This is a genomic window from Nocardia sp. CA-151230 (genome assembly GCF_050942175.1).
GTDB lineage: Bacteria > Actinomycetota > Actinomycetes > Mycobacteriales > Mycobacteriaceae > Nocardia.
The window spans coordinates 8,797,617-8,821,591 of the sequence record NZ_CP192061.1 but is presented as its reverse complement, the minus strand read 5'-3'; the positions used below and the strand labels follow the sequence as shown (position 1 = coordinate 8,821,591).

The following is a 23,975-nucleotide window of genomic DNA, read 5'->3' as shown; positions in this document are numbered from 1 at the left end:
ACGGCGTGTTCCGGTTGAACAGTCTGTTTTCGGCTCGGATGCCCCGCAACGTTCACGTTTTCGAGGAATAAAGGCCGTGTTATTGAAACGTCTCGTTCCGTTGCTGGCTGACCTCGCCTACACTGGCTTGGCAGCGGCTGCTGTCGAGTGTCCCGCAGCACTTCACTCGCCGGTCACGCCTGCGTTCGATTGCGAAATGGGGTTGTGACACACATGGATTCGCGCACCGTCGCATTGATAAGAACAACGTTCAAGGCGGTTGCTGCGGAAGACGGTGGCCCCGAGAAACTCGCGCGGTCGTTCTACGCCATCCTCTTCACGGAGTACCCCCACGTTCGCGACCACTTCCCCGCCGCCCTGGACGCCCAGCGCGACCGGCTGGTCAAGGCCATCGCGTACGTGGTCGACCGGCTGGAGGAGCCGGACCGGTTGCTGCCCTTCCTGGCCCAGCTCGGCCGTGATCACCGCAAGTACGGGGTGGTGGCCGAACACTATGAGGCCGTGGGAAATTCGCTCAAGAGCGCGCTGGAGGCCTATGCCGGCACCGAGATCTGGACCGACGAGATCGGGCGTGCCTGGGACGAGGGCATCGGGGTCATCGCCGACACCATGATCAACGCGGCCGAGCAGGAGACCACCCCGCCGGTGTGGACCGGGACCGTCATCGAGCACCGGGAAGTACTGCGCAACCTGGCCGTCGTGCGCCTGCGGCTGGACCAGCCCATGCAGTACGCGGCCGGTCAGTACATGAGCGTGCAGATCCCGTCCCGCCCGCGCATGTGGCGCTACCTGTCCCCGGCCATCCCCGCGAATGCCGGCGGCGAACTGGAATTCCACATCCGCGGCGTCACCGGCGGCTGGGTCAGCCCGGCCATGGTCGGGCACAGCCGGGTCGGCGAACAGTGGTTGATCGGCTCACCGCTGGGCGGCCTCGGCGTGCCTCGCAACACCCGCCGCAAGCTGCTCATGATCGGCTGCGGCACCGGCATCGCCCCGCTGCGTGCCCAGCTCATGGCCATGACCGCGCGGCGCTCCAACCCGAAGGTGGATGTGTTCGTCGGCGGCCACTACCCGTGCGATCTCTACGATCTCGAGGTGCTGAGCCAATTGGCCTGCGCCAACAAGTGGCTCACCGTGCACCCGGTCACCGAGTCCACCGAGAACCCGTGGTGGCACTTCGACGACTCCGACGGGGCCCGCGAGTATCCGGGCCTGCAGCCGCGGGTGGTCGGTCAGATCGGCAAGATCGTGGCGAGCCACGGCTCCTGGTACGACCGGGACGTGCAGATCGTCGGTGCGCCGTCCATGGTGCAGACCACCAAGTTCCGCCTCATGGCCGCCGGCACGCCCACCGAGAACATCCGCCACGACCCCTTGTTCTGAGCGCGGCGGAACCCTCAGAAGCCTTCGTAGCGAATGGCTTCCGCGGGCGCGCCGATGGCGACCAGCTGGTCGATGGTGTTGCGGACCATGGCCGCGCCGCCGCAGACCAGGATCTGGTGGTGGTCCAGCGGGCCGAAGCGTTCCGGGATGTCGGCGATGGTGCCCGGCATCATCTCCTCCGGGCGGAAGCCGATGTCCACCCGGCACTGCTCGTACCAGGCGTCGGCGAAATCCGGGTCGTACTCGTTCTGCACCACGGGAACGACCGTGAGCCACGGCAATTCACCGGTCAGCAGGTAGAGCATGTCGGAGGCGTAGAGGTCGCGCGGGTAGCGCCCGCCCACGAACAGGTGGGTGCGCGGCGGCTGCTCCCGGCGCGACAGATCCAGCAGCAGCGCGCGCATCGGCGCGAGCCCGACCCCGTCGGCGATCATGACCACCTCGGTGGCCTCCGGTTCCACGGCCAGCCAGCCCGCGGGCGCGCTGATCCGCCATTCGTCGCCCGGGTGCGAGTCGGCGACGATGGATCCGCTGCACCAGCCGCCCGGCACCGTACGCACATGGAACTCCAGCTTGCCGTCCAGCGAGGGCGGCAGCGCGGAATACAGCCGGCGCACCATGTTCGGGTGCTGCGGCGTGCGCACCTCCACCGACTGGCCCGCCGCGAACGGCACGAACTCGCCGATCAGCCGCACCACCGTGGTGTCCTCGCGCAGCCGGTGCGCACCCACCACCGTGGCGTTCCACTCCGTCTGCGCGCCGAGCGCGAGCTCTCCGGTCTCGTCCGGGCCGAGCGTCACCGATAACTCCTGATTGTCGAAAGGCTGTGCACTACACCGGATCCGAGCTTATCGCCGACGTCGGCGTGCCCACCGCGAGCAGGGCGCGCCTGGTGTCGGCGATCATGCGGGCCGAGCCGGCTATCTGGATCTGGCGATCGGCCCAGGCGCCGAAGCTGGCCACCACCGCGCCCAGATTGCCGATCAGCCGCCGATGCATGCCGAACGGCGTCTCGGCGGGCGGATAGGGGTGCCACCACGGGTTGGTCTCGTTCTCGCAGACCGGGACCACCGTGAGCCACGGATTGGATTGCGAGAGCTGCCACATGTTCTCCACGTCGTAGAGGTCACACGGGTAGCGCCCGCCCATGAACAGGTGCACGCGCGGATTGATGCCGCGCCGGCCCATCTCGATGAGCTGTGCCCGCAGCGGGGCGATGCCGGTGCCCGACCCGATCATGAGCACGTCCTTGCGGCGGCTCAGATCCACGTGCAGACCGCCCAGCGGAGCGGCGATCATCCACCGGTCGCCGACCTGGGTCTCGTTCACGATGCCCGGGCTCACCCAGCCGGTGCGCACCTTCCGCACATGGAACTCGATCTCGCCGTATGGGTTGGTGGGGATGGCCGGCGACAGGTAGCGCCACATCTTGGGCCGCTGCGGAATGGCCACCGGCACGTACTGCCCGGCCTGATAGGGGATCGGGGTGTCGGTCTGCAGGCGGACGATGGCCAGATCGTCCACCACCCGCCGGTGCCCTACCACCGTCGCCTCCCAATACGGTTGCGACTTATCCGAATTGGCGCCGATGGCCATGGACGCCGAGATCAGGATGGTGATGTCGCGCCAGCCCGCCTCCAGCTGCCGGCTCCAGTGGGCGGTGCCGTTGTAGCTGCGGAAGGCGTGGAGCAGGGCGCGCCCGGCGATGTCGTAGTGCGCCGCCTCCACCCCGTACTTGCGATGGTCGCGCGCGAGTTGCTCCAGGAAGCGTTGCGCGCGATCCCAGTCCTCCAGATTGTCGAGCACGAACGAGATGGCCGTGACCAACCGTTTCGGCTGCATGTCCATGGCGGAGGGGAACAGTTCCCGCAGGGCGGGAATCTCTGCGAAAAGATGACCGTAGAACGCGCTGATCAGCCGTTCCGGCCCGTTGGGGGCCTCGACGACTGTCCGAAAGTTTGCGCGGACCAGCGCTGCCGAACGCGCATCCACGACGTCGAGCTTTCCTTCCTGTGCTGCTACCCCGGAACGCCTGCTGCCAGGCGGCCCTCCGCGTCAAGTATCCCTTAAAACGCGGTGGTCGCACGGATATAGCCGGAGGCCGATCGATTTGCGTAACCCGGAGTTCAGATCACCAGGACGATCTTGCCGCGTGCGCCGGGTGCGCCGATCACGCCGGGGGCCTCGGCCAGCGGCGGCATGGCGCTGATCGGGACCATCAGGTCGCCGTCGCCGACCAGTCGCAGTAGCTCGCGCAATTCGGCTGCGCCGCCTTGGGATTGGAGGTTGCCGCCGCGCACGCCACGGGCCTGCAGATCCGCCTCGTCGGCGGACCAGATGGTCGAATAGGCCGAACCGCCGGACTTGACCAGGCTCGCGTTGTCGGCGAAAACGGGCGGCGGGCTGACCAGATCGAACAGGACGTCGATGCCGCCGGGATCGGTGATCCGCACCGAATCGGCGACCGACAGCTCCGAGCCCTGGGCGTGGGTGGGGGAGTCGGTGACGGTGATCCGGCCGTAGTTCACCACCTCGGTCGCGCCCAGCCGGATCATCCGATCGGTGTCGTCGGGGCGGGCGGTGGCGATGACGTGCGCGCCCGCGAGCGCCGCGAGCTGCACCAGATAGGAGCCGACGCCACCCGAGGCGCCCACGACCAGCACCTTCTGGTTGCGGGTGACCCCGGCGGCGTGCATGAGGTCCAGGGCCGTGATGCCCGCGGTCGGCAGGGCGGCGCCGCGAATGGCGGAGACCTCTTCCGGCAGCTTGGCGAGGGTGCCGTCGTGCGGCGCCACGATGTACTCGGCGAAGGTGCCGTGCCCGACCGGCGGGATCAGGAACTTCCCGACCACCCGCTCCCCGACCTCGAAGTCGTCCACCCCCGCGCCCACCGTGGTGATCGTGCCCGCGCCATCGATGCCTGGGATCAGCGGAAAGTCGTGCGGCAGTTGGCCGTCCAGGAAGCCGTCGATGATCCGCTGGTCGAACGGGTTGACCCCGGCGGCCTCGAGCTTGATCTGGATCTGGCCCGGTCCGGCCTCGGGGGTGGGCATGTCGGCGGGCTCGGGGCGGCCGCCGAATTCACGGACGACGATCGCGCGCATTTGCTGCTCCATTCATTCGGAAACCGGGATGGATGAGCTGGTGTGATGCGTCAACGAATGGAGTCATCGTACGCGTAGCGTAGGAACCGGCCTCGGACTGGACCTGGCGTCGAAAACTGGTAAGACTTGAGCGGAACAGACTCAACTTCTACCGCGTTGTAGAGAGCAACGACAAGTAGGAAGGTGACAGTGGACTCGTTCAATCCCACCACCAAGACCCAGGCGGCCCTGACCGCCGCGCAACAGGCGGCCGCCGTGGCCGGAAACCCGGAAATCCGTCCGGCGCACTTGCTGGTGGCGTTGCTGGATCAGATCGACGGCATCGCCGCACCGCTGCTCAAGGCCGTCGCAGTCGACCCGGCGACGGTGCGGCGTGAGGCCCAGGAGATCGTGGACCGGTTGCCCCGGGCCACCGGCGCCACCACCACCCCCAACCTCGGGCGCGAAGCCATCGCGGCGCTCAGCTCCGCGCAGCGGCTGGCCACCGAGCTGGGCGACGAATACGTCTCCACCGAGCACCTGGTCTACGGCCTGGCCGCCGGCGACTCCGACGTTCAGCAATTGCTGCTGAAGTACGGCGCGACCGCCGACGCCCTGCGCGAGGCCTTCACCGCCGTGCGCGGCAACGCCCGTGTCACCTCGCCGGATCCGGAGGGCTCGTACCAGGCGCTGGAGAAGTACTCCACCGACCTGACCGCCGCCGCCCGCGAGGGCAAGCTGGACCCGGTCATCGGCCGCGATACCGAAATCCGCCGTGTCGTACAGGTTTTGAGCCGCCGCACCAAGAACAACCCGGTGCTGATCGGCGAGCCAGGCGTCGGCAAGACCGCCATCGTCGAGGGCCTGGCCCAGCGCATCGTGGCGGGTGACGTCCCGGAATCGCTGCGCGGCAAGAAGCTCGTCTCGCTCGACCTGGGCGCGATGGTGGCCGGCGCCAAGTACCGCGGTGAGTTCGAGGAGCGGTTGAAGGCCGTGCTGGAGGAGATCAAATCCTCTGCCGGACAGATCATCACGTTCATCGACGAGCTGCACACCATCGTGGGCGCCGGCGCCACCGGCGAATCCGCCATGGACGCGGGCAACATGATCAAGCCCATGCTGGCCCGCGGCGAGCTGCGGCTGGTCGGCGCCACCACCCTCGACGAATACCGGCAGCACATCGAGAAGGACCCGGCCCTGGAACGCCGGTTCCAGCAGGTGCTGGTGGGCGAGCCGTCGGTGGAGGACACCGTCGGCATCCTGCGCGGGCTCAAGGAGCGCTACGAGAACCACCACCACGTGCGGATCACCGACTCCGCGCTGGTGGCCGCGGCGACCCTGTCCGACCGCTACATCACCTCCCGGTTCCTGCCGGACAAGGCCATCGACCTGGTCGACGAGTCGGCCTCGCGGCTGCGTATGGAAATCGATTCCCGCCCGGTGGAAATCGACGAGATCGAGCGCGTCGTGCGGCGCCTCGAGATCGAAGAGGTCGCACTGGCCAAGGAGACCGACGAGGCGTCCAAGCAGCGGCTGGAGAAGCTGCGCCAGGAGCTTGCCGACGACCGCGAGAAGCTCAACCAGCTGATGACCCGCTGGCAGAACGAGAAGCAGGCCATCGACGCGGTGAGCGTGCTCAAGGAGGAGCTGGAATCGCTCAAGGGCGAATCCGAGCGGGCCGAGCGCGACGGCGACTACAACAAGGCCGCCGAACTCCGGTACGGGCGAATCCCCAAGCTGGAGAAGGAACTCGCCGAGGCCGAGTCCAAGGCGAAGACCGCCGCCGACGGCGACGTCATGCTCAAGGAGGAGGTCGGGCCGGACGATATCGCCGAGGTGGTGTCGTCGTGGACCGGTGTCCCCGTGGGCAAGATGATGGAGGGCGAGACCCAGAAGCTGCTGCGCATGGAGGACGAGCTGGGCAACCGGGTCGTCGGGCAACAGGAAGCCGTGCAGGCGGTTTCGGATGCCGTGCGCCGCGCCCGGGCCGGGGTCGCCGACCCCAACCGGCCCACCGGCTCGTTCATGTTCGTCGGCCCGACCGGTGTCGGTAAGACCGAACTCGCGAAGGCGTTGGCGGACTTCCTGTTCGACGACGAGCGCGCCATGGTCCGCATCGACATGAGCGAGTACAGCGAGAAGCACTCGGTGGCCCGCCTGGTCGGTGCGCCCCCCGGCTACGTCGGCTACGACCAGGGCGGCCAGCTCACCGAGGCGGTGCGGCGACGCCCGTACACGGTGGTGCTGTTCGACGAGATCGAGAAGGCCCACCCGGACGTCTTCGACATCCTGCTGCAGGTGCTCGACGAGGGCCGGCTGACCGACAGCCAGGGCCGCACGGTCGACTTCCGCAACACCATCCTCATCCTGACCTCCAATCTGGGTGCGGGCGGTGACAAGGACGCGGTCATGAACGCGGTGCGCCGCGCCTTCAAGCCGGAGTTCCTGAACCGGCTCGACGACGTGGTCATGTTCCACGCGCTCGACGAGGAACAGCTGGAACGGATCGTCGACATCCAGCTGAACCAGCTGCAGAAGCGTCTGTCCCAGCGCCGCCTGAAGCTGGACGTGTCCGACTCGGCCCGCTTCTGGCTGGCCGTGCGCGGCTACGACCCGGCCTACGGCGCGCGCCCGCTGCGCCGCCTCATCCAGCAGGCCATCGGCGATTCGCTCGCCAAGGAACTGCTGGCCGGGGAGGTGCAGGACGGTGACACGGTGAAGGTCAACGTCACCCCCGACGGCGACACCCTCATCGTCGGCCGCTGACCCAGCGGACCGCAGGCCCCCGCGCGAGCTTCGGCTCGGCAGGGGCCTTGCTCGTCCCGGGCGACCGAGCCTTGCCCATTTCGAGGTGTGAACGGTCCGCGGATTGGGAACCGTCCGGTCGAGTTCGCGGCTCGGGCGGGATCGGCCGCCTACCCTGGAGGCCATGACCAATCCGAGCGATCCATGGTCGCGGCGGCCGGAGCCGGGCCCGGGAGAGGGGCCCGCCGAGCAGGCCGCACCGGGTGGCTACCCCTCGGATAGCGCCGCGGGCTACGGACCCACCGAGGCCATACCGGCCGGTCCAGTCGATTATTTCGGGCAGCCTCCGGTGCCCGACGCCACCCGCGTGCTGCCGCCGGCGGACGCGCAGTGGGGTGGATACGAGACCGGCGGTGGCTACGAGCCGACCGCCGTCTACCCGGGCCAGCCCGGGTATGCCCCCACGAGTAGCTACGGCGCACCCGGTTACCCGCCCGCCGCGGGCGGGCCCGGTTACCCGGGTGGTCCGGGAATGCCGACCGGTGGATATCAGCCCGCGGGCTTCCCACAGCATCCCGTCCCGCCCCCGCCGCCCCGCCGGACCACCATGTGGATCGCGCTGGCCATCGCCGCGGTCATCGTGGTCGCCATTGTCGGCGTGGCGGCGGGAACCCTGCTGTCGAACAATGATTCGTCGAACAGCGCCGCCGCGACCAGCAGCGTCAGGACCTCCGGGTACCCGGCGCCGAGCCTGCCCGGCAACTCCTCGGCCCTACCCCTGCCCAGCGGCATTCCCACCATCCCGGGCCTGGGCGATCTGGACGAGCTGGGTGCGAACATGGGCACCATCTCGAACAACGACGGTTCCACCCTCACCATCACCACCCTGTCCGGTGGCACGGCGACCGTGAAGACCGACAACAAGACACAGGTGATTTCCCTGGGCAGCACCAAGGTTTCGGACTTGCCGGTCGGCGAGGTGATCATGGTCCAGGGCGACAAGAACGCCGACGGATCCATCCAGGCGAAGCTGATCATCAGCACCTCGATGCCGAGCGGGACCCGATGAACCCCCGCGAGCTCTCGGCGATCGCCGAACCCGCCCGGAGCGAAGCGGACGGCAAATTGGACACAGTGTGGATAGGGTAGGCGGCGATGACGGCGATATGGTTCGGGCTGGCGGCGATCGCGCTCGTGGGTGCGATCGTGCTGCTCTATTTCGATCGGCTGCAGCGGCAGCGCACCGGGCACGTGCGACAGGTCTGGGCGAAATCCCAGGGCTACACCTATGTTTCGGTGGAGCCCGCGCTCGCCTCCACCTGGCGGCGCGGCGCCCTGGCCAAGCTCGGCTACCTGTCCGCGGTGGACGTGGTGTCGGGCAACCGCAAGGGTGAGAAGTTCGTGCTCTTCGATCTGGAGGACGCCGCCACCCTGGTCGCGGTGCGCCGGCAGATCGGCTCGGACATCGACATCGACCTGCGGCTGAAAACCGCGGCGCCGCCGAAGGATCACGATCTGGAGCTGCTCGGCGCCATCGGCGACCGGGTGGTCTTCGCCACCAACCCGGACGTCGCCCGGCACGCGGTGGATCAGCGCATGGTGGCGTTCATCGAGTCGCTGCCCGACACCGTGCAGCAGCTGTGGTCCGAGGGCAACTGGACCCTGGGCATGCTGCCGGTCGGGGCCGTGGCCAAGGACTGGGAGATGGCCATCGACGCGGTGCTGCGGCTGTCGGGCCTGCTGCACGTGCTGCCGCCGGTCATCAGTGCCGAGCGCGGCCGCGACGAACTCCCCGAACCCGGTCGCTCGCACCCGGTTCCCGAGGACGACGACTACGACGGCCACGACGAATTCGGCGACTTCGGCAACGACGACCGCGATCGCCCGCGCGGCCAGGACCGCCCGGCCCGCCCGCGCGCCGAGGAAGCCGACGACTACGAGTCCCCACTGGTCAGCGATATCGCCGGCGCGAGCGAACCGGACGACGAGCCCGAAAACTGGCGTCCCGCACTGAAAGTCGTGCCGGACCCGCGCAACCGCCCGCGCCGCAACTGGCCGCCCGCCCCCGAGGGGGAGGAGCCGGACCGATACGACGAGGACGATCGGCGTCGCCCCCGGGACGAAGACCGCTGGGCGGAACCGGAATCCGAGGATTGGCGCGACGAATCCGAGTCCGACCGCGAGCCCGAGGAGGGCTGGCGCAGGGACCAGGGTCGCAGCGCCCCGCCCGGCGGCCCGTTCCATCCGGGGTTCCGCCCCTTCCAGGGACCCACGCCGAGGTGACCCACCCCGGCCGTGTCCGCGCGCGGCACGCCGCAGCCACGTGGTGTCTGCGCGAATTCGCCGCGGGTGGGTCGGTCAGGGATCAGAATGGGGGCGCAGTTCCGGTCACTGCCGACCGCTCCCCAGTCGTGCGAGTGATGGGCCGCCGATGACCGAGAGTTCCCCTGATTGTCAGGCGGGCGCCCCGCGCCTGCCGGGCGCCCACCGCCCGGTGGCCTTGATCACGGGGCCGACCTCCGGCATCGGCAAGGCGTACGCGACGCGGCTCGCCGCGCTCGGCTACGACCTGGTGCTGGTGGCGCGGGATGAGGATCGGCTGGCCGCGCTGGCACACGATGTGCGGGTGCGTTTCGGCGCGCGAGCCGAGACGCTGCCCGCGGACCTGGGGCGCTCCGCCGACCTCGGCCGGGTGGCCGAACGCCTGGCACAGGGCGTCGAATTCCTGGTCAACAACGCGGGATTCGGCATGTCGGGCGAGTTCTGGACGCTGGAGCCGGACGCCCTGCAGCAGCAACTGGATGTGAATGTCACCGCTGTCGTACAGCTGACCCGGGCGGCCCTGCCGCCCATGCTGCACGCGGCCAAGGGCACGGTGGTCAATGTGGCCAGCACCGCGGGCCTGATACCCGGACGGGGTTCGACCTATTCGGCCTCCAAGGCGTACGTCGTATCCTTTTCCCAGGGGCTGGCCGGCGGGCTGGCCGGAACCGGAGTCCGGGTGCAGGCCTTGTGCCCGGGATTCGTCCGCACCGAATTCCATGAGCGGGCCGGAATCGACATGGCCTCGCTACCACGACCGTTGTGGTTGAGCGTGGACGAGGTGGTGGCGGGTTCGCTGCATGATCTGGAGAGAGACCGGGTGATCAGTGTGCCCGGAATGCAGTACAAAGCGATCGTCGCGATCGCCGGGTTCATCCCACGATCCCTGGTGACCCGCCTGAACCGGGGCCTGTTCAACGCACGCGGAAGGACATAGAGAAAGCAATGCAGGTAACGACCACCGACCGGGACAGACTCGCGGCTCTGGTGCGCGACCTCGCCGTGGTGCACGGCCGGGTGACCCTGTCCTCGGGCAAGGAAGCCGACTACTACGTGGACCTGCGCCGCGCCACCCTGCACCACGAGGCGGCCCCGCTCATCGGCAAGCTACTGCGCGAACTCGTGGCGGACTGGGACTTCGACGCGGTGGGCGGGCTCACCATGGGCGCGGACCCGGTGGCGGCGGCGGTCATGCACGCGCCCGGCCGGGCCATCGACGCCTTCGTGGTCCGCAAGGCCGCCAAGGCGCACGGCATGCAGCGTCAGATCGAGGGCCCGGACATCGTGGGCAAGCGGGTGCTGGTGGTCGAGGACACCACCACGACCGGAAACTCCCCGCTCACCGCGGTGCGCGCGCTGCGTGAGGCGGGCGCCATCGTGGTCGGTGTGGCCACCGTGGTGGACCGTGAGACCGGCGCCGACGACATCATCGCGGCCGAGGGTCTGGAGTACCGGTCGATCCTGGATCTGAAGGACCTCGCGCTGGGGTGAGGACTTAGGTCCTTACCGAAGGGTTAACAAGACTTTGCTCTGGGCTGAACCCTTGCTCTGGGTTAGCCTGTTGCTGGTCTTACGTCCGACAAAGGTGTTGTGAAGGGTCGTGTGAGTCACCAGTGGTGAGCATTGCAATCAACAAGGGTCATCAAAATGTTGCGATGCTCGGCATCGGCGCCTACCGGCCCCAGCGCGTGGTCAGCAACGCCGAAGTGTGCGAGGTCCTGGACTCCACCCCGGAGTGGATCTTCGAGCGCACCGGCATCCACAACCGGCGCTGGATCTCCGGTGACGAGACCCTGCGCACCATGGCGGTGGCGGCGGGCAACCGGGCGCTGAACAACACCGGCATCGACCGGTCCAAGATCGGCGCGCTCCTCTTCTGCACCTCCAGCTGGCTCAAGCTGACCCCGCACGGTGCGCCGAGCGTCGCCGCCGACCTCGGTATGAACGGCATCCCGGCCTTCGACCTGACCTCCGGCTGCGGCGGGTTCGGTTACGGCCTGGGTGTCGCCACCGACATGATCCGCTCCGGCTCGGCCGAATACATCCTGGTGATCGGCGCGGAGACGATGACCGTGGGCCTGGATCCGAAGGATCGCGGCACCGCCATGATCTTCGGCGACGGTGCGGGCGCGGTCGTGGTCGGGCCCAGCGAGGAGAACGGCATCTCGCCGACCGTGTGGGGCTCCGACGGCGAGAACGCCGAGGCCATCGCGCAGGACGTCGATTTCCTGGAGTTCATGAACAAGGCGCAGCGCCTGCAGGGCACCGACCCGGCCGTCGAGCCGGTGGGCCGTATGTCGCTGCACATGGAGGGCCCCAAGGTCTTCCGCTGGGCCGCGGTCACCCTGCCGCGCGCGCTGTCGAATGCCATCGAGCAGTCCGGCGTGCACAAGGAGGACATCGAGGTGTTCATCCCGCACCAGGCCAATGCCCGCATCAACGAGCTCATGAAGAAGAACCTCGGGCTCGCCGACGACATCCCGATGGCCAATGACATCGAGAACACCGGCAACACCTCCGCGGCCTCGATTCCGCTGGCCATGGAGGAGATGCTGGTGACCGGCAAGGCCAAGGGCGGTCAGCTGGCGCTGCTGCTCGGCTTCGGCGCCGGCCTGTCCTACGCCGGTCAGGTCGCGGTGCTGCCGCCCGCGCCGGCCGAACCCAGCTTCTGATGGCCCGCCCGTTCCGCGCCGCGTTCGTCGGCGCCGCGGCGGTGACTGTGTTCGGCGCCGTCACCGGTCGCGAGAAATTGCAGTGGGCCGCAAAGCCTTTGCTGATGCCGCTGCTGGCGGCCGATGTCGCGGTGAACGGCGCAGCCCTGCATCGCGCCGATCGCACGGTACTGCTCGGGTCACTGGCCGCGGCCATGGTCGGCGACGTGTTGCTCATCGACCCCGATGACGATCGCCGATTGATCGCCGGCGCTTCGTCTTTCGCGGTCATGCAGACCGGGTACTCGTGGTTGTGGTTCCGGCGCGGCGGCTGGCCGCGCGCGCAGATCGCGGCTCCGCGCCTGGCGGCCTGGCTGGGCGCGGCGACGCTGATGCGGTTCAAGGCCCCGGCGATCGCGGTGCCGCTCACCGTCTACGGCGCGACCCTCGGCACGGCGGCCACGCTGGCGTCCGATCCGGAACTGGCCCGGGACACGAAGAATATTGCGGGCGTGAACATTCCGAATGCGGACCCGCGCAGCCGATTGGGCGTGGGTGCGCTGTTGTTCACGCTGTCCGACGGATTGATCGTGCTGCGGCGCATTTTCGCGCGCGGCGAGAAGTCACGGCGGATCAGCGAGGGTGTCATTCTCGGCACGTATGCCGCCGCGCAATACCTGCTCGCGGATCCCCGCGCACATCGTCAGCAATATCGGTAACCGAATAGGTAACCGTATCCGTCATCGACAACCGCTGCCGGTCATCGAATTCGAATCGACAAGAACCCCATCCCGAGTTTCGGGATGGGGTTCCGGTGTTTTATCCCATCAGGGCAGGACCTGGGGAATGGCATCCGGGTCGATCGCGCCGACGAGCAGGCCGATCAGGGCGCCCTGGAGCGCCGGGCCGAGGGCGCACAGCGGGATGAGCGGAATGCCGACCACGGTGACGGCGCAGATGACGGCGCCGATCACGGCACCGACACCCGCGCCCACCACCGCGGCATTGGCCATCGGGTCGTGGTTCTTGGCATTGGGATCGGTGGCGATGTCCTGCGGCTGAGAAATCTCGGCCGCCGGCTGCGCGACCTCGGGCGCAGCGGGCTGCTCGACATCCGAGGTGACCGGCTGCGCGGCCTCCGGCGCGACGGAGACCGCCTCCGGCGCGATGGTCTGCGCGATGGCGGCCGCGACCGGAGCCGTGACCATCTGCACGACCGGAGCCGACTGCGCGGCGTCGGCCGGGGCGGTGGCGGAAGCCGTTCCCGCGCTTGCGAAAGTCGCGGCGACGGCCAGCGGCAGTGCCGCGACGATTGCCTTACGACCGAAATTACGAATGGTGCGACGCATGATTTTTCCTGTCCTCCCGACCCCCGCAGCACGCTGAACTCAGATGGCGTGCAGAACGATTCGCGTTGCCGATGGCAACGGAACAAGTTTTATCCGATCGCGGACGCGGAATCAAGTCCCGCTGCCGCCATTCGGGATCCGTGGAATTGTGCTCGCCGCCACTATTCGGTGATGCGTGCCATTCCGGGGATTGCGGACAGCAGTTCACGGCCCGCGCCGGATTCCGTCCACCATGCGGTATGGCCGAGAAAGTACTCGTCGTAGGCGATTTCGGCGTTCTTCGCATTGCCGCCGGGGACGACGCCGAGGAAGTAGTCGATCTCGGACAGCTCGTACTCGCAATGCACGAGGGGGAGCAGCGCCGGGAGGGCGCGCCGCTCGGCGGCGGTCAGCGGCCGCACCGATTCGTAGCCCTGGAGCAGGACGCGCACCTGGTCGAACCGCACCTTCGCCGGTCCGCCGTCGCGGATCGAAATCCAGTCCACGGCACTGCGTTCGATGGCGGTGGCGAGATCGTGGACGGCGGTGGTCCGATCGCACAGGCCGAAGTCGATGACGGAGGTGACGTCGCGGTCGCGCCAGAGCAGGTTCGTGCCGTGCCAATCATTGTGTGTCCACAGCGGTTCCAGGTCCGCGAGCAGGGGCCGGAGCCGCTCGTAGGCCGGGAGGTGGACGCGTTCCAGGTCCGCCCGCCAGTCGCGCTCGGCGAGGAACACGCCGATGGCCGGGCGTTCCGCCGCCCGATCCGCCACGGCCGCAAGGGGATCGGCGGAGGCGAAGAGGGTGAAGCTTGCCAGTAGCGGCCGGGGCGGGCGGCGTGGCGCCTGGTATCCCGCGGCGGCCAGGTGCAGGCGGGCCAGCAGGCGCCCGGCCGCGGCCGCACCGTCGAGGGAGCGGTACGGCGTCCAGGAGAAGACGCCCTCGTACTCGTCTCGCCCGTCACCCGATTCCTGGACCTCGTAGGCGAAATCGCCCAGGTCGACCGTGTGCAGTACGCGGGGCACCGGAATTCCATGCGAGCGCAGGTGATCCATGAAGCGGTGCTCCTCGCCGAGCGCGGCGGCGTCGCGCAGGGCCCGGGGGAGGCGTTTGACGATGAGGTCGCGCCCGTCCGCCGGGCGTACCCGGGCGGTCGCCGACAGTGGTCTCGGGCTGCGCCACACGATCGCCGCGTCCGTGCCCAGCACCGCGTTCACCTCGGCGGAAGTCAGTGCGGGCCAATCGGGTTCGACCAGCGGGTCGAAACCCATGCCGTAGACGCGGCCGTCGGTCATCCCCGCCGGACCCGCACCAGGAGCGCGGTCACCGCCGCGGCCGCCAGGAACGAGTAGAGCGAGGCCGAGGACCACCAGCCCGGATGGATGCCGAGCGCGTCCTGTGCCCGGGTCCAGAATGTCGCCCACCAACTGATGGAGCCGGGATTGAACAGCTGGTACACCACGAAGCCGATGGCCCACGGCAGCAGCATGAGCGGCCGGGCGGGCGCGTTCTGCGCCAGATTCCAGTCGCGACGGCCCTGACCGAGGAAATAGTCGACGATGAGCACCGCGCACAGCGGCACGAAGACCGAGCCGATCAGATAGAGGAAATTCGCGTAGCTGCTGAAGTCGCGCACCGGCAGCGCCAGCAGTGTCACCGCCACACCGACCAATCCGGCCAGCAGTCGCCGATCCACCCGCGGCAGCAGATTCTGGATGGACATGGCCGTCGAATACACATTGGCGAAGGACTGGTCGGACTCGCGCAGCACCAGTACGGCGAAGAAGACCCAGCCCGCGGTCACGCCCAGGAAGGAGTCGAAAACGTGGTCGGCATCGCCGCCCGCCTGCAGGATGGCGATGATGCCCAGCAGGTAGCACCACACCTGGGCGATCGAGTAGCCCGCCACGGTGGCCCCGGCGGCGGTCTTCGCCGAGCGGGAGTGCCGGGTGTAGTCGGCGGCCAGCGGAACGAACGAGATGGATACGGCCAGGGTGGTGTCGACGGCGGGCCAGAACCCGCTCCAGCTGGTGTCTTGCTGCACCGGAATCGGTTGCCGCAGTAGCTGAATCGTGAAGTAGAGCATGGCGATGGCCACTGCCACCGAGACGTATTTGCGGAGCGCCCGCACCGCGGACAGCGGCCAGATGGCCATGGTGGTGGACAGCGTGCCCGCTGCGACGATCACCATCCAGTGCGGCACCCAATCGTGGGTGAGCGCCGAGACGCCGAGCGCGATCACGGTCAGCTCGTACACACCCCAGCCGATGCACTGCACGATATTGGCGACCGTCGGCAGGTACGACAGCCGCGTCCCGAACAGGCCGCGCAGCACCGCCATGGCCGGCGCGCCGGTGCGGGCTCCGACGGCGCCCGGTCCGGCCACCATGGCCGCGCCGACCACGGTGCCCAGGACGGTCGCCAGCAGCGCCCCGGCCAGCGGGAGCGGCGGGTTCCCGGTCGGGAAGAGCACGTACGCGGCGCCACTGAAGCCGATGAGACTGACGCCGAGATTGAGCCAGAACGCCGCCTGATCCGTGAACCCCAGCGTGCGCGGCGGCTGGGTGTCGAGCACCAGCGGCGCTTCCCTGCGGTCGGGTTTTTCGGCGATCGTCATGCCCAGGAGCCTACGGCCCGAATCGTGTGAATCCGGCACTGAGCTGGATATATATCAGAGGCAGAGGATGATCCGGTCCCGGTTCTGCGGGTCGACGCGGATCGAAATCGTGCCGCCCACAGCGATTCTCGGTTTCACCACCGGTTCGACGTCGAAGACGATGCTGCCGTAGTAGGTCTCCGAGCCCGGCACCACGAGTTCGAGATCTAGTTCGGTGATCTCGGTGCAGTGGTCGGTGCGCTGCAAGGGGTGCACCGCTTCGATGTTCGCCCAGCCCTCGAGCCCGTGCCGGCGTAGTTTGCGGTCGGAGCGGCTGGGGCGCTGGGCGAACAGCATGCCGAGGCCCAGGAACGTTCCGAACAGACCGACCAGTGTGACGATCTGGACCGGCACGGTACCCGGCGGGGTGAGCGGGACCAGCCACCCCAGCCACAACCCGAGTGCGACGAGGTATGCCGCCGTCACTCCGAGCACCGTACGAGCTATACGCGCGTGGTCCATGACACCCTCCAACCACGGCCTATCAGAATTCCAGGATAGTCCTGAAGCTAGTTCCGTGTGGGCCGATCCACCCGGCGCGAACCCGGCGACACGATCTCGACGGCCGCCCGCACATCCCCCGGCCGCACCGCGGAACTCGATCGAGTCATGGGCCAAGTCTTCCACGCCCGGCAACCGTGCAGCAATGTTTCAACCCCGTAACCGCAGAACGGCGAGCACTCGCCGATGATGCAGATCCGAGGGCGGCAATTCCAGCTTGGAGAAGATGTTGCCGATGTGTTTCTCCACGCCGCGTTCGGTCACCGACAGGGCTCGGGCGATGGCCGCGTTCGACAGTCCCTGGGCCATGGATTCCAGCACTTCACGCTCGCGCGGGGTGAGCCGGGCCAGCGAATCCTGTTGCCGGGCAGCGCCCATGAGCTGGCCGACCACCTCCGGATCCAGCGCGGTGCCGCCGGTGGCGACGCGGCGCAGCGCCTCGGTGAAATCGCCGACGTCGGCCACGCGGTCCTTGAGCAGGTAGCCGACGCCGCCCGCACCGGCGGCCAGTAACTCGGTGGCATAACGGGTTTCGATCCACTGCGAGAACACCAGCACACCGGTGCCGGGATGGCTGCGGCGCAGCGCGAGCGCGGCCAGCAGGCCCTCGTCGGTGAAGCTGGGCGGCATGCGGACGTCCACCACGGCGACGTCCGGCTCGTGGTCGGCGACCGCGGCGTGCAGGCCGGTCGCGTCGCTCACCGCGGCCACCACCTCGAACCCGCGCTCCGCCAGCAACGCGGTGAGGCCGTCGCGCAGGATGGCATTATCCTCCGCGATGACCACCCGCAGCGGCTGGTTCGCGGTGTTCACGTCCTCGCTGTTCGGAGTGTTCACACCCTCGATCATTGCGGCCCGGCCAGCGGCAGCACCAGCGTGACCACGGTCGGGCCACCGATGGGGCTGTCCACCGTGAGCGTGCCATCCACCGCGCGCGCCCGCTGCGCCAGCCCCGAAAGCCCGCCCACCACAACACCTTCGCCGGGTCCGCCCACCGGTTGCAGCGCGCCGCCCTGGCCGTTGTCTCGCACGCTCACCGCCAGCGCATCCGTCCCCGCCGGCAGCACCGCCACCCAGATCCGGTTCGCGGCAGCATGTTTCACCACATTCGTAAGCAGTTCCGCGACCGAGAAATAGGCGATGGCCTCGATGGCCGGGCTGGGCCGCAGCGGCAGCAGCACCCGCAGCTCCACCGGCAGCGCGCAGCGGGCGGCCAGGGTCTCCAGCGCCGGTTCCAGCCCGAGTTCGAGGGCGGGCGGATGAATGCCGCGCACCAGTTCCCGCAGTTCGGTCAGTGCCTCCTTGGATCCGGTCCGGGCCTGGGCGATCAGCTCGGCGGCGTCGCCGCCCGTCGCGATCCGCTCCTCGGCGCGCCCCAGCATCATGGCGATGCTGACCAGCCGCGCCTGGGTGCCGTCGTGCAGGTCGCGTTCCAGTCGGCGCAGGGTGGCGGCGGAGTCGTCGACCGCGGCCCGGCGGCTCTCGCGCAGGCCGGCCAGCTCGAGATCGCGGGCAGTCGGGGTCAGCAGCCACAGCGCGAGCGCGCGGTGCAGGAAGCAGACGCCGCGGATCAGCCACGGCAGCAGGAAGCAGCCGAGCACGCCGAGCGCCGCGAAACCCAGGACGCGCGGCCAGGTGTCGAGGTAGTAGTCGCCGAACTGGATCATCGAATGGTGCGACACGCCCCGTTCGTCCACATTGCTCGGATTTCCCAGGGCCCACGGAATCGGCGACAGCGCAACGAAACCGGTCACGGCCACGGTCACCAGCACCCCGTAACCGATCACCACGCCCAGCAGGCCCTCGACGATCAGGAACAGCAGGGCCCGGTACGAGGTCCGGTCGGTGAAGGCGCTGCGCAGCCAGCCGATCGGCCCGGGCGTGAACGTGAACGCCGGCGGCTCGGGCAGCGCCGCGTCCAGCAGCACCGCGACCAGCACCCGATGGATGCGGCCCCACACCCGGCCGCCCAGAATCATGGCCGCCAGCACCGGAATGCCAACCACGAACAGCGAGAGATACAGGCTGCCACCGATTCCCGCGAACAGATGGACCGCCGCGATGCAGCCCAGTCCGAAAACGATGATCAGATAGGCGAATTCCTTCCAGGTGCGCGCCCGGAACGGCGTCGTCAGGAAGGTCCGCAGCACAGTGCTGGGCAGGGCGGCCGAATCGCTCATGGCTTCATCGTCGCGGGCGGCGGGGTGCGGTGACGAGGGAGCAGCCCAGAAAATATTCGGTGTAGCCAGCACCACCACCTAGCATTCAGCCATGACCTACGACGCGCCCCCGCCGGGCTGGGATCCGCAGTCCCAGGGCTACCAGCCGCAGCCGGGCTACAACCAGCAGCCCGGCTACCCCCAGGACTACCCACCGCAGGCGCCCGGCTACTACCCGCCCGGCTACTACGGCGCACCCGCGCCGGATCATCCGCAGGCCGTGGTCGTGCTGGTCCTCGGCATCATGAGCCTGGTGTTCTGCCAGCTGCTCGGGCCGGTGGCCTGGATCATGGGCGGCAAGGCCCGCCGGGAGATCAACGAGTCGAACGGCATGATCGGCGGCAGCGGCATGGTGACGGCCGGCTGGATCTGCGGCATCGTCGCCACCGCGCTGATGGTCCTGGTCATCCTGTTCATCGTGTTGGCCATCATCGTGGGCGCGGTCGGCTCGTCGCACTAGGCAACTACCATCGCCGGGGTGAGTTCCGTCCCGACCGCCCACGAACCGCCGACCCCCGGACCGACCGAATGGGGTGAGCATCCGCACGGCGTCGGACCGTGGCGCGAGGAGTTCGGCACCGAGCCGCCGGACGATCCGCGCCTGGACCCGGACCTGGTCGAGCACGGCGACCGGCGCAATGTGGTCGATGCCTACCGGTATTGGCGGCGCGAGGCCATCGTCGCCGACATCGACAGTCGCCGGCATCCGTTCCATGTGGCCATCGAGAACTTCGGGCACGACGCCAATATCGGCACGGTGGTGCGCACGGCCAATGCCTTCGCGGCGGCGGCCGTGCACATTGTCGGGCGTAAGCGGTGGAATCGCCGCGGGGCCATGGTCACCGACCGCTACCAGCACATTCACCATCACGCCGACATCGATGAGCTGCTGCGTTTCGCGGCCGGCGAGGGACTGACGGTGGTGGCGGTGGACAACGTCCCCGGCGCGGTGCCGCTGGAGACCGCGGCGCTGCCGCGCGAGTGCCTGCTGCTCTTCGGCCAGGAGGGCCCGGGCGTGACCGAGGCCGCGAAAGCGGGCGCGTTGCTGACCGTTTCGATCGCGCAGTTCGGCTCGACCCGCAGCATCAATGCCGGTGTCGCCGCGGGTATCGCCATGCACGCCTGGATCCGGCAGCACGCCGACCTCACCACCGCGTGGTGAGCTGGACGACTCTCGGTAACAAATCAGCCACGAGCGCAGTGCCCGACTGGCACGATAAGTCCCATGACTTCGCGGACCGGACGCAATATCGAGCCGACCGCTGCCCTCTGGTCGGAGCGAGCCGACCTGGCGGAGTCCGCGATCCTCTCGCGTCACCTACGCAAGTTGTGGGGCTGTCCCGGCACCCAGCTCGGCGTGGTGGGCTGGCCCGCCACCAAGGGTGAGCGGGCTTTCGCCTTCTGGCACTACTGGTGGCAGGCCCACCTGATCGATTGCGCGGTCGACGCCGCCAATCGCGCGCCGACCCCCGCCCGGCAGCGCCGTCTCTGGTCCATCGCCCACGCCTCGCGCCTGCGCAATATCACCGGCTGGACCAACAACTACTACGACGACATGGCTTGGCTGACAATCGCTTTGGAGCGGGCCGAACGCACCCAGGGCGTCGCCGAGGTGCGGGGCGCGCTGCTCACTCTGGAGAAGACGCTGGTCAACGGGTTCGATCCGGAGTTCGGCGCGGTCCCCTGGCGTAAGGGCTCCGACTTCTACAACGCCCCGGCCAACGGCCCGGCGGGCATCGCCATGGCGCGGCTGGGCCGCTACCACCTGGCGCAGGAACTGGCCGACTTCCTCGACGCCAACCTGCGCGACAAGGAGACCGGCCTGATCTTCGACGGCATCCACCTACCCTCCGGCGAGGTCGAGAAGCCGGTCTACAGCTACTGCCAGGGCGTGGCGCTCGGCCTGGAAACCGAACTCGCGGTGCACACCGGCGAACCCAGGCACGCCGAGCGCGCGGTCCGGCTGGTGGACGCGGTCGAGGAACATCTGACCGCGGACGGCGTGGTGGTCGGCGACGGCGGCGGGGACGGCGGCCTGTTCAACGGCATTCTCATCCGCTACCTGGCGCTGACCGCCCTCATGCTGCCCGGCGACGAACCCGCCCAGGCCACCGCGCGCCGCAAGGCCGCCGCGATGGTGCGCGCGTCCGCGACCGCGGCCTGGGAGCACCGCCTGGATGTGGAGGGTGAGCCGCTGTTCGGCGCGGATTGGCGGCAGCCCGCACGGCTTCCGGGCATCGCGGGCGCGGGCGGTTTCGAGGGCGGCTCGGTGGCCGCCTCGCGCAGCCCGGAACGCGATCTGTCGGTGCAGCTTTCGGGTTGGAAGCTGATGGAGGCCGCGCACACGGTGACGGCCGCCGGGCTGTAATCGCTCAGGCGCGAGGCACCTGGGGCAGCGGCACGGTCGCGGCCTCTTCCAGGTCGACGTCGAATTCCTCGGCGGGACGCGCCATTTCGACCCGGTACTGCCGCACGCCCAGGAAGGTGCCGAGAATCAGCCCGACCACCAGGGTGCCGATGACCGCGGGCATGAGCCAGGACATGTTCTCCAGGAAGCTGCCCGCGTAGTAGCTGGCCAGCAGGATGACCGGCGCCCAGATGACCGCGCCGACGGTCGAGGCGACGGTGTACTTGCGGTGATCCATGCCCGCCGCGCCCGCGACCAGGGGGCACAGCGTGCGCACCCACGGAATCCAGCGGGCCACCAGCACCGCCAGGAATCCGTGCTTGTGCAGCATGTCCGAAACCCGGGCCAGATTGCGGGTATTGATGTACTTCCCGTTCTTGCGCGCCACGAGATGGTGCCCGGCGCGCTGGCCGAAGACATATCCCACCTGGTTGCCGGCTATGGCCGCGATCATGGTGCCGATCGACAGCGCCCACACGTGCGTCTCGCCGACTTGCGAGGCCATCACCACACCGGCGGTGATGAGCATGGAGTCACCCGGCAGGAACAGCCCGATGATGAGCGCGCACTCCAGGAACACAAAGGTGAGAACAATGGTCCAGACGAGCACCGGCCCGGCGGTCTCGAGCGGGCCGAAGCCGCCGGAGGCAAGAGTTAGCGGGGTGGTCGACACCAAAGGCTCAGTGGGTCGGCTCGTTCGTCGAGGTGGCGTACTCGGCCTGTTCCGGGGCCTGGCCGCGGTGCAGCAGATTCTTCGCGACGGTGATGATGCCCGGGAGGATGGACACGAACACGATCAGCAGGAAGATCGCCTCGACGTTCTTGCGGATGAATTCGACATTGCCGAGAAAGTAACCGAGCACCGTGACGCCGCCGCCCCACGCTACCGCGCCGATGATGTCGACCAGGGCGAACTTGCGGTAGTCCATCTTCGAGACACCGGCCAGCACCGGCATGAACGTGCGCACGATGGGCACGAAGCGGGCGAGCACGATGGTCTTCGGGCCGTGCTTCTCGAAGAACGCGTGCGTCTCGGTGATGTAGTGCTGCTTGAAGAAGCGGGTGTCTTCCTTCTTGAACAGCGCGGGCCCGATGGTCCGGCCGATCCAGTAGCCGCTCTGATCGCCCAGCCAGGCCACCAACGCGGTCGCCGGGACCAGCCACCAGATGTTCATTCCGGCGGGCGGGTGCGCCTGGGCCGCCAGCAGACCGCCAGTGAACAGCAGCGAGTCGCCGGGGAGGATCGGGAACAGCAGGCCGGTCTCGATGAAGACGATCGCCAAGATCGCCGGGAGCACCGCGTGCGAGAGCCATGTCTCCGTCAGGAGGTGCATGGGGTCCAAGATCGCGGGCAAGGCCGCATTGGTCGTCACGGCATCGGATACGGCCAGCAAGGTCACGGCCACCACAGTACCGGTACCGCACACATCACACCGAACGTCGAAGCAACCTCACAAACTTGTGGGGTATGTGAGGCCATTGCCCCGGAGAAAAGGGGCTGTCCTATCGTGTCAGCTGACAGAATTTGTCGTACGCACCACACACAACACGGAGGTCACTGTGCCCATCGCGACTCCGGAGATCTACGCCGAGATGATTGCTCGGGCCAAGCAGAACTCCTTCGCGTTCCCCGCCATCAACTGCACCTCGTCGGAGACCATCAACGCGGCCATCAAGGGCTTCGCGGACGCCGGCAGTGACGGCATCATCCAGTTCTCCACCGGCGGCGCGGAATTCGGTTCCGGCCTGGGTGTGAAGGACATGGTGACCGGCGCGGTCGCGCTGGCCGAATTCGCCAATGTGGTTGCGGCCAAATACGACGTGACCATCGCGCTGCATACCGACCACTGCCCGAAGGACAAGCTGGACACCTTCGTGCGCCCGCTGCTGGCCATCTCGGCCGAGCGCGTGAAGAACGGCCTGAACCCGCTGTTCCAGTCGCACATGTGGGACGGTTCCGCGATCCCGATCGACGAGAACCTGGAGATCGCCAAGGAACTGCTGAAGCAGGCGCACGCGGCGAACATCATCCTCGAGGTCGAGATCGGCGTCGTCGGCGGTGAAGAGGACGGCGTCGAGGCCGAGATCAACGAGAAGCTGTACACCTCGCCCGAGGACTTCGAGAAGACCATCGACGCGCTGGGCTCCGGGGAGAACGGCCAGTACCTGCTGGCCGCCACCTTCGGCAATGTGCACGGCGTGTACAAGCCGGGCAATGTGGTGCTCAAACCCGAGGTGCTGGCCGAGGGCCAGCGGGTGGCCGCCGCCAAGCTGGGTCTGGGCGCGGACGCGCAGCCGTTCGACTTCGTCTTCCACGGCGGTTCGGGCTCGCTGAAGTCGGAGATCGAGGACTCGCTGCGCTTCGGCGTGGTGAAGATGAACGTCGACACCGACACCCAGTACGCCTTCACCCGCCCGGTCGCCGGCCACATGTTCGGCAACTACGACGGTGTCCTGAAGATCGACGGCGAGGTCGGCAACAAGAAGGTGTACGACCCGCGCAGCTACCTCAAGAAGGCCGAGACCTCGATGGCCGCACGCGTCGTCGAGGCCTGCAACGACCTGAACTCTGCGGGACGTTCGATCAGCGCCAAGTAAGCTCAACGGTCGGGATTCCGCTGAGACGAGCGGAATCCCGGGCAATTTTCGAGCGGCGGGCGCGCCGCGGTCTCTATCGAGG

The 23,975-nt window shown here is 68.3% G+C and carries 23 protein-coding genes; 12 read left to right on the top strand and 11 right to left on the bottom strand.

The window, feature by feature from the left end; translation table 11 throughout:
- Nucleotides 1-213: 213 nt before the first annotated feature.
- Nucleotides 214-1,383 (top strand): globin domain-containing protein, encoded by a 1,170-nt coding sequence (locus tag ACQP1O_RS41295; protein WP_433563676.1) that lies wholly within the window; start codon nt 214-216, stop codon nt 1,381-1,383.
- 14 nt (nt 1,384-1,397) lie between these two features.
- On the opposite strand, the gene ACQP1O_RS41290 is transcribed toward ACQP1O_RS41295, so the two are convergent.
- The 3 genes from ACQP1O_RS41290 to ACQP1O_RS41280 form a co-directional block, all read right to left on the bottom strand.
- Nucleotides 1,398-2,183, bottom strand: a complete 786-nt coding sequence (locus ACQP1O_RS41290; RefSeq protein WP_433563675.1) for an FAD-binding oxidoreductase — start codon at nt 2,181-2,183, stop codon at nt 1,398-1,400.
- Between the two features lie 31 nt (nt 2,184-2,214).
- On the bottom strand, nt 2,215-3,375 hold the full coding sequence (locus ACQP1O_RS41285; protein ID WP_433563674.1) for an FAD-binding oxidoreductase: 1,161 nt from the start codon (nt 3,373-3,375) through the stop codon (nt 2,215-2,217).
- Nucleotides 3,376-3,509: 134 nt separating this feature from the next.
- Nucleotides 3,510-4,487: an NADP-dependent oxidoreductase gene (locus ACQP1O_RS41280; RefSeq protein WP_433563673.1), complete on the bottom strand. Its 978-nt coding sequence runs from the start codon at nt 4,485-4,487 to the stop codon at nt 3,510-3,512.
- 189 nt (nt 4,488-4,676) lie between these two features.
- Here ACQP1O_RS41280 and clpB point away from each other — a divergent pair, with 189 nt between their 5' ends.
- From clpB to ACQP1O_RS41245, 7 genes are all read left to right on the top strand, one after another.
- Nucleotides 4,677-7,232 carry an ATP-dependent chaperone ClpB gene (gene clpB / locus ACQP1O_RS41275; protein ID WP_433563672.1) on the top strand — a complete coding sequence of 852 codons (2,556 nt, stop codon included), beginning with the start codon at nt 4,677-4,679 and terminating at the stop codon, nt 7,230-7,232.
- Between the two features lie 163 nt (nt 7,233-7,395).
- Nucleotides 7,396-8,280: a DUF5666 domain-containing protein gene (locus tag ACQP1O_RS41270; RefSeq protein ID WP_433563671.1), complete on the top strand. Its 885-nt coding sequence runs from the start codon at nt 7,396-7,398 to the stop codon at nt 8,278-8,280.
- Nucleotides 8,281-8,366: 86 nt separating this feature from the next.
- Nucleotides 8,367-9,494, top strand: coding sequence for a hypothetical protein (locus ACQP1O_RS41265; protein WP_433563670.1), 1,128 nt, complete (start codon nt 8,367-8,369; stop codon nt 9,492-9,494).
- A 148-nt stretch (nt 9,495-9,642) separates the two neighbouring features.
- Nucleotides 9,643-10,470, top strand: coding sequence for an SDR family NAD(P)-dependent oxidoreductase (locus ACQP1O_RS41260; RefSeq protein WP_433563669.1), 828 nt, complete (start codon nt 9,643-9,645; stop codon nt 10,468-10,470).
- Between the two features lie 8 nt (nt 10,471-10,478).
- Complete coding sequence (gene pyrE, locus ACQP1O_RS41255) at nt 10,479-11,024, top strand: orotate phosphoribosyltransferase (protein WP_433563668.1); 546 nt, start codon at nt 10,479-10,481, stop codon at nt 11,022-11,024.
- A gap of 122 nt (nt 11,025-11,146) precedes the next feature.
- Complete coding sequence (locus ACQP1O_RS41250) at nt 11,147-12,205, top strand: beta-ketoacyl-ACP synthase 3 (RefSeq protein ID WP_433563667.1); 1,059 nt, start codon at nt 11,147-11,149, stop codon at nt 12,203-12,205.
- Nucleotides 12,205-12,903 (top strand): lysoplasmalogenase, encoded by a 699-nt coding sequence (locus tag ACQP1O_RS41245; protein ID WP_433563666.1) that lies wholly within the window; start codon nt 12,205-12,207, stop codon nt 12,901-12,903. The genes ACQP1O_RS41250 and ACQP1O_RS41245 overlap by 1 nt, the downstream gene beginning before the upstream one ends.
- 108 nt (nt 12,904-13,011) lie before the next feature.
- Here ACQP1O_RS41245 and ACQP1O_RS41240 read toward each other — a convergent pair whose 3' ends face one another.
- The 6 genes from ACQP1O_RS41240 to ACQP1O_RS41215 all read right to left on the bottom strand — a co-directional run bounded on the left by ACQP1O_RS41240 (nt 13,012) and on the right by ACQP1O_RS41215 (nt 18,849).
- The gene (locus ACQP1O_RS41240; RefSeq protein ID WP_433563665.1) at nt 13,012-13,533 is read right to left on the bottom strand and encodes a hypothetical protein; all 522 of its coding nucleotides are present in this window, start codon (nt 13,531-13,533) and stop codon (nt 13,012-13,014) included.
- Nucleotides 13,534-13,694: 161 nt separating this feature from the next.
- On the bottom strand, nt 13,695-14,807 hold the full coding sequence (locus tag ACQP1O_RS41235; RefSeq protein WP_433563664.1) for a phosphotransferase enzyme family protein: 1,113 nt from the start codon (nt 14,805-14,807) through the stop codon (nt 13,695-13,697).
- On the bottom strand, nt 14,804-16,129 hold the full coding sequence (locus ACQP1O_RS41230; RefSeq protein ID WP_433563663.1) for a purine-cytosine permease family protein: 1,326 nt from the start codon (nt 16,127-16,129) through the stop codon (nt 14,804-14,806). The genes ACQP1O_RS41235 and ACQP1O_RS41230 overlap by 4 nt, the downstream gene beginning before the upstream one ends.
- 54 nt (nt 16,130-16,183) lie before the next feature.
- Complete coding sequence (locus ACQP1O_RS41225; protein WP_433563662.1) at nt 16,184-16,594, bottom strand: hypothetical protein; 411 nt, start codon at nt 16,592-16,594, stop codon at nt 16,184-16,186.
- A 225-nt stretch (nt 16,595-16,819) separates the two neighbouring features.
- Nucleotides 16,820-17,461: a LuxR C-terminal-related transcriptional regulator gene (locus tag ACQP1O_RS41220; protein ID WP_433567969.1), complete on the bottom strand. Its 642-nt coding sequence runs from the start codon at nt 17,459-17,461 to the stop codon at nt 16,820-16,822.
- A gap of 53 nt (nt 17,462-17,514) precedes the next feature.
- Nucleotides 17,515-18,849 (bottom strand): sensor histidine kinase, encoded by a 1,335-nt coding sequence (locus tag ACQP1O_RS41215; protein ID WP_433563661.1) that lies wholly within the window; start codon nt 18,847-18,849, stop codon nt 17,515-17,517.
- A gap of 91 nt (nt 18,850-18,940) precedes the next feature.
- Here ACQP1O_RS41215 and ACQP1O_RS41210 point away from each other — a divergent pair, with 91 nt between their 5' ends.
- The 3 genes from ACQP1O_RS41210 (at nt 18,941) to ACQP1O_RS41200 (ending at nt 21,256) form a co-directional block, all read left to right on the top strand.
- Nucleotides 18,941-19,348 carry a DUF4190 domain-containing protein gene (locus ACQP1O_RS41210; RefSeq protein WP_433563660.1) on the top strand — a complete coding sequence of 136 codons (408 nt, stop codon included), beginning with the start codon at nt 18,941-18,943 and terminating at the stop codon, nt 19,346-19,348.
- Nucleotides 19,349-19,366: 18 nt separating this feature from the next.
- Entirely contained in the window at nt 19,367-20,050 is a 684-nt protein-coding gene (locus ACQP1O_RS41205; RefSeq protein ID WP_433563659.1) for a TrmH family RNA methyltransferase, read from the top strand.
- Between the two features lie 63 nt (nt 20,051-20,113).
- The gene (locus tag ACQP1O_RS41200; RefSeq protein ID WP_433563658.1) at nt 20,114-21,256 is read left to right on the top strand and encodes a glycoside hydrolase family 76 protein; all 1,143 of its coding nucleotides are present in this window, start codon (nt 20,114-20,116) and stop codon (nt 21,254-21,256) included.
- 4 nt (nt 21,257-21,260) lie between these two features.
- Here the strand turns inward: ACQP1O_RS41200 and ACQP1O_RS41195 are convergent, their stop codons facing one another.
- On the bottom strand, nt 21,261-21,968 hold the full coding sequence (locus tag ACQP1O_RS41195) for a DedA family protein (protein WP_433563657.1): 708 nt from the start codon (nt 21,966-21,968) through the stop codon (nt 21,261-21,263).
- Nucleotides 21,969-21,975: 7 nt separating this feature from the next.
- A complete protein-coding gene (locus tag ACQP1O_RS41190) occupies nt 21,976-22,629 on the bottom strand; it encodes a DedA family protein (RefSeq protein WP_433567968.1) in 654 nt (217 codons plus the stop codon).
- A gap of 226 nt (nt 22,630-22,855) precedes the next feature.
- Between ACQP1O_RS41190 and fbaA the strand changes: the two genes are divergently transcribed.
- Nucleotides 22,856-23,893 carry a class II fructose-bisphosphate aldolase gene (gene fbaA / locus ACQP1O_RS41185; protein WP_354843373.1) on the top strand — a complete coding sequence of 346 codons (1,038 nt, stop codon included), beginning with the start codon at nt 22,856-22,858 and terminating at the stop codon, nt 23,891-23,893.
- The last annotated feature ends 82 nt before the right edge of the window (nt 23,894-23,975 follow it).

Bases quoted from the DNA above. Each gene is read 5' to 3' on its own strand.
- ACQP1O_RS41280 (WP_433563673.1), bottom strand. From the start codon at position 4,487: ATGCGCGCGATCGTCGTCCGTGAATTCGGCGGCCGCCCCGAGCCCGCC.
- ACQP1O_RS41270 (WP_433563671.1), top strand. From the start codon at position 7,396: ATGACCAATCCGAGCGATCCATGGTCGCGGCGGCCGGAGCCGGGCCCG.
- ACQP1O_RS41215 (WP_433563661.1), bottom strand. From the start codon at position 18,849: ATGAGCGATTCGGCCGCCCTGCCCAGCACTGTGCTGCGGACCTTCCTG.
- ACQP1O_RS41200 (WP_433563658.1), top strand. From the start codon at position 20,114: ATGACTTCGCGGACCGGACGCAATATCGAGCCGACCGCTGCCCTCTGG.
- ACQP1O_RS41235 (WP_433563664.1), bottom strand. From the start codon at position 14,807: ATGACCGACGGCCGCGTCTACGGCATGGGTTTCGACCCGCTGGTCGAA.
- ACQP1O_RS41190 (WP_433567968.1), bottom strand. From the start codon at position 22,629: ATGCACCTCCTGACGGAGACATGGCTCTCGCACGCGGTGCTCCCGGCG.
- ACQP1O_RS41230 (WP_433563663.1), bottom strand. From the start codon at position 16,129: ATGACGATCGCCGAAAAACCCGACCGCAGGGAAGCGCCGCTGGTGCTC.
- ACQP1O_RS41210 (WP_433563660.1), top strand. From the start codon at position 18,941: ATGACCTACGACGCGCCCCCGCCGGGCTGGGATCCGCAGTCCCAGGGC.
- ACQP1O_RS41260 (WP_433563669.1), top strand. From the start codon at position 9,643: ATGACCGAGAGTTCCCCTGATTGTCAGGCGGGCGCCCCGCGCCTGCCG.
- ACQP1O_RS41240 (WP_433563665.1), bottom strand. From the start codon at position 13,533: ATGCGTCGCACCATTCGTAATTTCGGTCGTAAGGCAATCGTCGCGGCA.
- ACQP1O_RS41265 (WP_433563670.1), top strand. From the start codon at position 8,367: ATGACGGCGATATGGTTCGGGCTGGCGGCGATCGCGCTCGTGGGTGCG.
- ACQP1O_RS41295 (WP_433563676.1), top strand. From the start codon at position 214: ATGGATTCGCGCACCGTCGCATTGATAAGAACAACGTTCAAGGCGGTT.
- ACQP1O_RS41245 (WP_433563666.1), top strand. From the start codon at position 12,205: ATGGCCCGCCCGTTCCGCGCCGCGTTCGTCGGCGCCGCGGCGGTGACT.
- pyrE (WP_433563668.1), top strand. From the start codon at position 10,479: ATGCAGGTAACGACCACCGACCGGGACAGACTCGCGGCTCTGGTGCGC.